The sequence below is a fragment of the Nonomuraea sp. NPDC003201 genome (assembly GCF_053590415.1).
In genome coordinates this window covers 1-9,289 of the sequence record NZ_JBSFTC010000374.1, presented here as the reverse complement: position 1 = coordinate 9,289, position 9,289 = coordinate 1, and the positions used below count along the sequence as shown (strand labels likewise).

Here is a 9,289-nt window from a genome sequence, read left to right as displayed (position 1 = left end):
GGCATGGGCTACCCGGGGCCCGACCGGGAGGCGTGGCGGCGGCAGGTCGCCGAACGCCTCGCGGCCACGTACCCGAGCCTGGCCGGGCTCGCGCTGCACACCGCCGTCACCGGCCTGCGCGACGCCAGCCCCGACAAGACCGCCTTCATCGGCCACCACCCGGGACCGCCGGCCTTCCTGTACGCGACCGGCTTCTCCGGGCACGGCCTGTGCAACGCGCCCGCCGCCGGAGAGCTGGTCCGCGACCTGTACCTCGACCAGGACCCCGGCTTCGACGTGACCGCGCTGGCCTTGAGCCCGCGCCGCGCGGGATGACCCAACGACAGACGGACGGGAAGACCCATGAGCCAAGAAAGCCGCCTCGATCAGGACACTCTCGACGCTCGGGAACAAGAAGCCGCAGACGGATACGACCCGGACGCCGGCCCAGGGTGCCCACATGCCCGGTTCGTCCTCGACCCGGCCACCCCGAGCCTGCACGCCGACAACGACCGGCTGCGTGCGGCCGGCCCGCTCGTGCCCGTGACGGCCGAGGGCGTACCCGCCTGGGCCGCCACCCATTACGCCACGCTGCTGACGGTCCTGACCCATCCGAGCCTGTCCAGGGACATCCGCCACTGGGCCACCCGCGACACCTGCCCGGCCGGCACCGCCATCGACCGCATCGTCACCGACACCTCGATGCTCAACGCCGAAGGCGACGACCACCGCCGCCTGCGCACCCCCGTGGCCGGCGCGTTCACCGCGCGCCGGCTCCGGCAGCTGCGCCCCAAGATCGAAGCGTTCACCGAAAGGCTCCTCGACGCCCTCGCCGAGCTGCCGCCGGACGAGCCGGTGGACCTGCGCAAGGAGTTCGCCTACCCGCTGCCGCGGGAGGTCATCTCCGAGCTGATCGGCATCCCGGCCGAGCACCAGGACGCGCTGCACGAGCTCTCCGACGCCGTGGCCCAGGTGTCCGACACACTCGATGACTCGCCCGACGTACGCCGGGCCCTGCACGAACTGCTCGACCAGATCATCGAGGAGCGCCGGGACACGCCCGGCGAGGACCTCATCACCGACCTGTTCAGGCTGCGCGAGAAGGACGGCGACCGGCTCTCGAGCGACGAGCTGTTCGCCACCATCGAGCTGCTGTTCATCGCCGGGCACGTGACCACCGTCAACCTCATCACCAACGCCATCGGCGCCCTGCTCAACAGGCCCGACCAGCTCGAACTGCTGCGCACCGGCCAGTGCGACTACGCCGCGGCGGTCGAGGAGACGCTGCGCTGGGACTCGCCGATCGCCTACTTCCCCATGCGGTACGCCGTACAGGACATCGAGATCGACGGCGTGCACCTGCGGACCGGCGAGCCCGTGCTGGCCTGCTTCGCCGCCACGGGGCGCGACCCCGGCCAGTTCGGCGAGAACGCCCACCGCTTCGACATCACCAACCCGCCGAGCGCCCACCTGGCCTTCGGGCACGGGCCGCACTTCTGCCTCGGCGCGCCGCTGGCCAGGATCGAGGCCGAGATCGCGCTGAAGGCGCTGTTCGAGGCGTTCCCGGAGATCGCGCCCGCCGCGCGGCCCGAGGACCTGGCCCCGCTGGACACGCTGCTGGGCAACAGCACCCGCAGCATGCCCGTCCTGCTCGGCCCGCGCGCCCGCTGAAGCGCCCCGGACGGGCGGGCCTGCCCGTCCGGGGTCAGCCCACGCTCTCCGCGTGCCGCTCGTAGTGCCGCAGGAACAGCTCCTCCAGCGTCGGCGGCCGGCTCACCAGGCTGCGCACGCCCGCCTCCGCGAGCCGGCGCAGCGCCGGGTCCAGCGCCACGCCGTCCACGCTGAACCGCACCCGCCCGTCACCGGCCCGAAGGTCGTGTACCCCGGGCAGCCCGGCCAGCCCGTCCGGCGGCCCCGCCAGCTCGGCCTCGATCGATGTCCGGGTCAGGTGCCGCAGCTCCGCCAGCGTGCCCGTCTCGACCGTGCGGCCGTCCCGGATGATCGTCACCCGGTCGCACAGCGCCTCGACCTCGGACAGGACGTGGCTCGACAGCAGCACCGTACGCCGCGCCCGCTCCTCCCTGACGCACTCCCTGAACACCTCCTCCATCAGCGGGTCCAGGCCGGACGTGGGCTCGTCCAGGATCAGCAACTCCCCCTCGGAGGCCAGCGCGGCCACGAGGGCCACCTTCTGCCGGTTGCCCTTCGAGTACGTCCGCGCCTTCTTGCGCGGATCCAGGTCGAACCGCTCCAGCAGGTCCGCCCTGCGCCGCGCGTTCAGCCCGCCGCGCAACCGGCCCAGCAGGTCGATCACCTCGCCGCCCGACAGGTACGGCCACAGCGTCACGTCGCCCGGCACGTACGCCAGGCGGCGGTGCAGCTCCCCCGCCTCCGACCACGGGTCACCGCCCAGCAGCCGGGCGGTCCCCGAGTCGGCCCGCACCAAGCCCAGCAGGATCCGGATCGTCGTGCTCTTCCCCGCGCCGTTCGGCCCCAGGAAGCCGTGCACCTCACCGGCCCGCACACCGAGATCGAGCCCGTCCAGCGCCCTGGCCGTCCCGAACGACTTCACCAGCCCCTTCACCACGATGGCGTCACTCATGGCGGTGCTCCTCCAGATTCACGCGGTCGCGCCCCGATCGAGGGCCTTCCTGGCCTCAGCGGCCTCCTCCAGGCTGAGCAGCGGGTGGGAGTAGAGGTCCACGATCACCCGCATTAGCTTGACCTGCCCTTCCGGGCTGGTCAGATCCACACCCATGCCACGCTCGACATGCTGGCGCAGCACCGTGGCCGACAACGCCATCGCCGCGATCATCGTCGAACGGGACCGGGCGTCCACGTCGGGAGGATCGGGACGGCTCTTGTCGGCCTCGGCGATCCACCCCTCGCCGAGGTCGACCATCTCGTCGAACAGCGGCGCCGCCCACCCCTCCGTCAGCGCCCGCGCCAGATAGGGCTGGTACGGGCCCAGGACGGCGGCCGGGTTGAGCCCGGCGCCGTAAGGGTCGCTCGCGGCCTGCTCGCTCAGCCTGCGGATCGTCTTCATCAGCTGCTCGTCGCACGCCTCGCGCAGCGCCTGCTTCGAGCCGAAATGATGGCGCACCAGCCCCAGGGACACGCCGGCGCTCTCCGCGATGTCGCGGATCGTCGCCCGCTCGAAACCGTGCTCGCCGATGTGCCGCATCGCCGCGTCCCTGATCCGCGCACGCGCCGTGAGATCCTCCGGATCCGGTACGGTCGTCATCCCGTTCCCCTGTATAGCTCGCTGTTCACCTGAAAAGCAGACTATACCTGTGTATAGCAGCCCCGCAACGCGCCCCCCGGCTACGCACATCCGCCCGTCTCGTTCTACGCTCCAAGCACGACGATCGGAGACAACGCCGTGCCACAGCCCGACCCGGCGCCCATGCGCCTGGCCACCGCCATCCGCCCCTACGACTGGGGCTCGGTGACGGCCCTGCCACAGCTCTTCGGCACCGAGCCCACCGGCCGGCCCCAGGCCGAGCTGTGGATGGGCGCCCACCCCGGCGACCCCTCCACCGTCGGCGGCACCCCGCTCAACGAGCTCATCGCCGACGACCCCGCCGCCACCCTCGGCGAGGCCACCGCCGCCCGCTTCGGCCCCGCCCTCCCCTACCTGCTCAAGGTCCTGGCCATCGAACGGCCGCTCTCCCTCCAGGTCCACCCCACCACCGAGCAGGCCCGGGCCGGGTTCGCCGACGAGGACGCCCGCGGCGTCCCCATCGACGACCCCGCCCGCACGTACAAGGACACCTCGCACAAACCCGAGATGGTCTGCGCGATCACCTCCTTCCACGGCCTGTGCGGCTTCCGCGACCCCGCCGCCACCGCCGCCCTCCTCGACCGCCTCGCCGTGCCGGACCTGGCCCCCTGGAGCGACCTGCTCAGAGCGGGCGACCTGCGCACCGTGTTCGCCCAGATGCTCGACGACGCCCACGAGCCGCTGCGCGCCCAGGTCGAGCAGGCCCTGCGCGAGTCCGACGACCCCGGCCTGGCCGTCTACGGCGACCTCGCCCGCGCCTGCCCCGGCGACCCGGGCGTCACCGCCGCGCTCCTGCTGCACCACGTCAACCTGGCCCCCGGCCAGGCCCTCTACCTCGGCGCCGGGGTCCCCCACGCCTACCTCGGCGGCATCGGCGTCGAGATCATGGCCAACTCCGACAACGTGCTGCGCTGCGGGCTCACCACCAAGCACATCGACGTGCCCGAGCTCATGCGCGTCGTCGACTTCACACCGTCCGACCCGCACCTGGTCCGGCCGGAGCAGGACACGCCCGGCGAGCACCACTACCGGCCGCCGGCCCCCGAGTTCGCCCTCACCCGTTACGACCTCGACAGCCCCCACACGCTGCCCGGAGGCGCCCCCCAGATCGTCCTCTGCATCGACGGGGAGGCCCGCCTGGCCGGCCTGACGCTGCGGCCGGGCGAGTCGGCGTTCATCCCCGCGGCCGCCTCGTCGGTGCCGCTTGCCGGGAAGGGGACGGCGTACCGCGCCGAGCCGGGCGCCTTTACATTGTAGATTCGCTACGACGTTTCGGTCCGGCGTTGAACGTCCCGTTCCTAGGCTCGCCCGCATGAACACTGTGACCATCGAGCCGAGCGTCCTGTACTTCGGGACCCCGGTCGTCCTGCTCTCCACCGAGAACCCGGACGGGACGTTCAACCTCGCCCCGATGTCCTCGGCCTGGGCGCTGGGCCAGGTGATCGTGCTGGGGCTGGGCGCCGAGGGGCAGACCGCCCGCAACCTCATGAGCCGCCCGGAGGTGGTCGTCAACCTGCCCGCTCCCCACCAGTGGGAGGCGGTCGAACGGCTGGCGCCCCTCACCGGCCGGCACCCGGTGCCGGCGACCAAGCACGCGGGCTGCCGGTACGAGCCCGGCAAGTTCGCCGCGGCCGGGCTGCGGCCCGAGCCCTCCGAGACCGTGCGGCCGCCGCGCGTGGCCGAGTGCCCCCTCCAGTTCGAGGCGCGGGCGGAGCGGGTGGGCCACGACGTCTCGGGGTCGTTCGTGATCGCGGAGGCCGTCGTGAGCAGGGTGCACGCGGACCCGCGCATCGTGGTGCCCGGCACCCAGCACGTGGACCCGGGCACGTGGAGCCCGCTCATCTACAACTTCCGCCACTACTTCGGCCTCGGCCCCGAGCTCGGCCACTCCTACCGCAGCCAGACGCCCCGCTAGGGCAGCCGGCGGACCTTGAGCACGCTGTCCGTGCGGGCACCGTGCCGGCCGTCCGGCTCGTCCTGGGCGCGCTCGTACTCCTCGCGGACCTGCACCTCCCACTCCCCCTCCGGCAGCCCGAGAGCGTCCAGGACCTCCTGCGCCGTCGGGAAGTGCACCTCGACGGGCGGGTTGTGCTCCCAGGACGGCCATCCCACGTGCCCGACGACCAGCAGCACCCCGCCGGGGGCGACCGCCGACGCGGCGGCGCGCAGGATCTCCTCGCGCGGCAGGTCCACGAACGAGTGCAGGAAGCAGGCGGAGACGAGGTCGAAGACGCCTTCGGGGAAGGACACGCCCAGGTCGTGGCGCTGCCAGTCGATGCGGTCGGCGACGCCCGCCTCCTTGGCGTGCCCGGCGGCGCGTTCGAGCGCCACGCCGGAGACGTCGGCCGCGGTGACCCGCCATCCCCTGCCCGCGAGCCAGATCGCGTCGCCTCCCTCGCCGGACCCCAGGTCCAGCGCCGTGCCGGGCTCGAGGTCCGACACCTCACGGACGAGCGTCACATTGGGGTTCCCGCTCCAGATCCGGGTCTTCTCGGCGTAACGGGCATCCCAGTACTCCTCAGGTGCCCCGAGGGAGGCGACGTAAGAGGCGTCCATGGCGGCGACGGCGCGGCGGGTCTCCTCGGCGACCAGGTCGGCGTTGATCGCCGCCGCCGCCCGCACCCCCGCCGCCGCGGCGCCGATGACCTGCTCGTTCAGGGTGGTCACGTTCCCCGCCACCCACACCCCGGGCACGCTGGTGGCGCCCGTCGGGTCGGCGGGGACGCGGGTGCCGATCACGTGCCCGGACATCTCCATCTCCTCCGTCTCCAGCCCCAGCGCCGCGAGCAGCCCCGCCTGGGCGGTGAGAAGGCCGGCGGTCGCCAGCGCCTGGCAGGCGACCACGCGCCCGTCGGCGAGCCGCACCCCGGACAGCCTGCCGTCCGTGACCTCCAGGCCCGCCACCTTGCCCTCGACCACGGTGACGCCCCTGGCGGCGAGCTGGCGCCGCTGGTCGTGGCCGAGCTCGGGCGCGGTGTGCGGGAAGAAGGTCACGTCCGCGCTCCACTGCCGCCACAGCAGCGCCTGGTGAACGGAGAGCGGCCCCGTGCCCAGGATCGCGATCGCCTGGTCGCGCACCTCCCAGCCGTGGCAGTACGGGCAGTGCAGCACGTCCTTGCCCCACCGCTCGGCCAGGCCCGGCACGTCCGGCAGCTCGTCGGTCAGGCCGGTGGTGACCAGCAGCCGGTCCGCCTCGACCGTGGCGCCGTCCGCCAGCGCGACGCGGAAGCCCCCGCCGTCGAGCCGCTCGGCGGTGGTGACGGTGCCGGTCACGATCTCCCCGCCGTACCCGATCACCTCCTTCCGGCCCGCGGCCAGCAGTTCGAGCGGCGGGAGTCCCTCGCGCCCCAGGTACGTGTGCACGCCCTCGGCGGGCGCGTTGCGCGGCCGGCCGGCGTCGACCACCAGCACCTTGCGCCGCGCCCGGCCCAGCGTGAGCGCCCCGCTCAGCCCCGCGGCCCCGCCCCCGACCACCACGACGTCGTACTTCGCGTCCATATCGCCTCTCCTCACGGTGATTCCGATGTCCGACACTGTCCGCGCCCGGCGGCCGATTTGACAAATTTCATTGCCGAAATGGCAAAGTAGGTCGCATGGACGACCTCGACGACGTACTCCAGTCCGTGGGGCCGCGGCTGCGGTCGGTGCGCCAGGAGCGTGGCGAGACGCTGGCGCAGCTGTCCGCGAGCACCGGCATCTCCGTCAGCACCCTGTCCCGCCTGGAGTCGGGTCAGCGCAAACCGACGCTGGAGCTGCTCCTGCTGCTGGCCCGGGCGTACCAGGTGCAGCTCGACGAGCTGATCGACGCGCCGGTGACCGGTGACCCGCGCGTGCATATGCGCCCCTTCAAACGGCACGGCACGACGTTCATCCCGCTGAGCCGCCGGCCCGGCGGGGTGCAGGCGTACAAGCAGATCCTCCCGCCGCACTGGCCGGGCTACGAGCCGGGGCCGTCGGACCAGAAGGTCCACGAGGGCTACGAGTGGATCTACGTGCTGTCGGGGCGGCTGCGGCTGCTCCTCGGGGAGCACGACGTGATCCTGGCGGAGGGGGAGGTGGCGGAGTTCGACACGCGGACGCCGCACGCGTCCGCCAATCCCGGCCCGGAGCCGACCGAGATCCTCGCCCTGTTCGGCCCTCAAGGGGAGCGCATGCACGTCCGCGCCCGCCCGACCACCCGGTGAACACCCGGTGGTCTGGTGCATGATGATGCACGTGACCGAGTCGGTGATGCGGTGGGTGCGGCGGCACCGGCCGGACGGCAACCCGCTGCGGCGGCGCTCCGACCGCCTGGAGAGCGCCGTGCTGCTCGTGACGGTGGTCCTCGTCCTGCTCAGCGTGTGGCCCGCGGCGGCTGCGGGGCGGCAGTCGTACGAGCACGCGCTGCCGGCGCTCGGCGACGGGCGCCGGGAGGTGGTGGCGACGTTGCTGGCGGACGCGCCGGTCACGCGCCTGTCGTTCGGGGAGGCGCCCCGGAGCGAGCCGGCCCCGGCGCACTGGACGACGCCGGCCGGGCTGGCGACGACCGGCCGCGTGATGGCGCCGCCCCTGGCCAAGGCCGGCACGGAGGTGCGGATCTGGGTCGATCCCGGCGGCCGGCGGGTCAGCGCGCCACCGAGCCCCGGCGACCTCCGGGTCACGGCCGTGGCGACGACGCTGCTGCTGGTGCTGGTGGCGGCGGTGGTCGCGGGGCTGGGGTTCGCGGGCTTCCGGCTGATGCTCGACCGGGGACGTTACCGCGAGTGGGAGGCCGCCTGGTCGCTGGCCGACGCGCGGTGGCGGCGCCGGCGTTCGTCGTAGATGCCGGGCCGTCGATTCCGTCCTATACCGAAATCGCATGCCCGGTCAGGGCCCCAGTCAAGGTCCTGCCCAGGTCAAGGGCGGTATTCACCCGAATCGCGGTGATCTCCGGGCGTCTAAGGTGTAGGGGATGGGAAGCGTCACCCGGATGAACGGGGTGCGGGCGCGGGGCGTCCTGCCCGGCCAGGCGGAGCTGGAGCCGCCGCGGCCGGTGCGGGCGCCCCGCTGACGCACTCAGGCGTCGGTGCCGAAGCCGTCGAGCGCCTGGCGCTCCTCCAGGTCGCGCAGCTCCTCGAAGACCGTGATGTGCAGGCCCGCGGGCGCGTCCAGCCGGGCGTTCAACGACTCCCAGGGCGTGACCGTGGGCGGCGCCACCTCCGTCGCACCCGCCGCCACCAGCCGCTCGGTGGTGCCCCGCGCGTCGTCCACCTCGAACGCCACCCGGAGCTTCGGCGCCACCTGCCGTCCCACCTCGACCTCGTCGATCATCTTCTTCTGCGCCGGGTTCGCGATCTCCAGCGTGGCCCTGCCGGCGTCCAGGATCGCCACCCGCGCGCCGTCACCGCCGGAGAACGCGGCCTGCTCGGGAAGGCCCAGCACATCACGGTAGAAGGCCAGCGCGGCCTCGTAGTCCTCGGCCTCCACCACCAGCCGGAGCTGCCGTACGGGGCGGTCGTCGGTAGGTGCGCTCATGCGATCTCCTCAGCGGGAATGCGGGCGTTCATTGCCTCGTCCAACCCACCTGCCCCGTCCGTTCATCCCGCTCGCATGGTTCGAGAAACCTGTAAGTGTTTCCGGGAACCCTCGCGCGTCCGGAAGAGTCCTTCATGCAAAAGGGGCCGCCTCTGGGGAGGCTGTATGGACGGGGTCTTACACACGGCTGCCATCGTGCTGCTCGCGCTGGTCGTCCTCATCGCGATCCGGACGCAATTCGCGTTGTTCCGCGCCCGTTCCGTCGCGGCGCGCGGGAGCCACCGGCTGAGCGTCTACGAGGCGGCCTTCCTCGCGGGCGGGCCGCGGCGGGTCATCAACGCGGCGCTGGTGTCGCTGGTCTCGCAGGGCGGGGTGCGGGTGTCGACCGAGGGGCTGGTCACGCCGGTGAAGGGGTTCCGGGTGACCAAGGCGGTGCCGGTCGAGCGGGCGCTCTACCGGCACGTGCGTTCGGCGTCTACGCCGCCACCCACGAGGGGGCCAGGCATCTCAACGACGTGCTGACCCGGCGTACGC

Annotated in this window: 11 protein-coding genes; 7 read left to right on the top strand and 4 right to left on the bottom strand. The window is 72.9% G+C overall.

Annotation, left to right across the window (positions count from 1 at the left end):
* Together ACWDX9_RS54575 and ACWDX9_RS54570 are read left to right on the top strand one after the other, a co-directional pair.
* Nucleotides 1-315, top strand: a 315-nt coding sequence (locus ACWDX9_RS54575; protein WP_449970310.1) for an NAD(P)/FAD-dependent oxidoreductase, incomplete at its 5' end; no start/stop codon positions are given.
* A 27-nt stretch (nt 316-342) separates the two neighbouring features.
* Entirely contained in the window at nt 343-1,650 is a 1,308-nt protein-coding gene (locus ACWDX9_RS54570) for a cytochrome P450 family protein (protein ID WP_449970308.1), read from the top strand.
* 34 nt (nt 1,651-1,684) lie between these two features.
* Here the strand turns inward: ACWDX9_RS54570 and ACWDX9_RS54565 are convergent, their stop codons facing one another.
* A complete protein-coding gene (locus ACWDX9_RS54565; RefSeq protein WP_449970305.1) occupies nt 1,685-2,581 on the bottom strand; it encodes an ABC transporter ATP-binding protein in 897 nt (298 codons plus the stop codon).
* A gap of 18 nt (nt 2,582-2,599) precedes the next feature.
* A complete protein-coding gene (locus ACWDX9_RS54560; RefSeq protein WP_449970302.1) occupies nt 2,600-3,223 on the bottom strand; it encodes a TetR/AcrR family transcriptional regulator in 624 nt (207 codons plus the stop codon).
* Nucleotides 3,224-3,361: 138 nt separating this feature from the next.
* On the opposite strand from ACWDX9_RS54560, the gene manA reads away from it, so the two are divergent.
* Nucleotides 3,362-4,519 (top strand): mannose-6-phosphate isomerase, class I, encoded by a 1,158-nt coding sequence (gene manA / locus ACWDX9_RS54555; protein ID WP_449970300.1) that lies wholly within the window; start codon nt 3,362-3,364, stop codon nt 4,517-4,519.
* 55 nt (nt 4,520-4,574) lie between these two features.
* The gene (locus tag ACWDX9_RS54550) at nt 4,575-5,177 is read left to right on the top strand and encodes a flavin reductase family protein (RefSeq protein WP_449970297.1); all 603 of its coding nucleotides are present in this window, start codon (nt 4,575-4,577) and stop codon (nt 5,175-5,177) included.
* Here the strand turns inward: ACWDX9_RS54550 and ACWDX9_RS54545 are convergent.
* Nucleotides 5,174-6,760 (bottom strand): FAD-dependent oxidoreductase, encoded by a 1,587-nt coding sequence (locus ACWDX9_RS54545; RefSeq protein WP_449970294.1) that lies wholly within the window; start codon nt 6,758-6,760, stop codon nt 5,174-5,176. The two genes, ACWDX9_RS54550 and ACWDX9_RS54545, sit on opposite strands and share 4 nt — an antisense overlap.
* Before the next feature lie 95 nt (nt 6,761-6,855).
* On the opposite strand from ACWDX9_RS54545, the gene ACWDX9_RS54540 reads away from it, so the two are divergent.
* Both ACWDX9_RS54540 and ACWDX9_RS54535 read left to right on the top strand, forming a co-directional pair.
* Complete coding sequence (locus ACWDX9_RS54540) at nt 6,856-7,446, top strand: helix-turn-helix domain-containing protein (RefSeq protein ID WP_449970291.1); 591 nt, start codon at nt 6,856-6,858, stop codon at nt 7,444-7,446.
* 31 nt (nt 7,447-7,477) lie between these two features.
* Nucleotides 7,478-8,062 carry an Rv1733c family protein gene (locus ACWDX9_RS54535; RefSeq protein WP_449970289.1) on the top strand — a complete coding sequence of 195 codons (585 nt, stop codon included), beginning with the start codon at nt 7,478-7,480 and terminating at the stop codon, nt 8,060-8,062.
* Nucleotides 8,063-8,296: 234 nt separating this feature from the next.
* On the opposite strand, the gene ACWDX9_RS54530 is transcribed toward ACWDX9_RS54535, so the two are convergent.
* On the bottom strand, nt 8,297-8,755 hold the full coding sequence (locus ACWDX9_RS54530) for a VOC family protein (protein ID WP_355212137.1): 459 nt from the start codon (nt 8,753-8,755) through the stop codon (nt 8,297-8,299).
* 165 nt (nt 8,756-8,920) lie between these two features.
* Here ACWDX9_RS54530 and ACWDX9_RS54525 point away from each other — a divergent pair, with 165 nt between their 5' ends.
* Entirely contained in the window at nt 8,921-9,277 is a 357-nt protein-coding gene (locus ACWDX9_RS54525) for a TIGR04222 domain-containing membrane protein (protein WP_449970285.1), read from the top strand.
* Nucleotides 9,278-9,289: the final 12 nt, after the last annotated feature.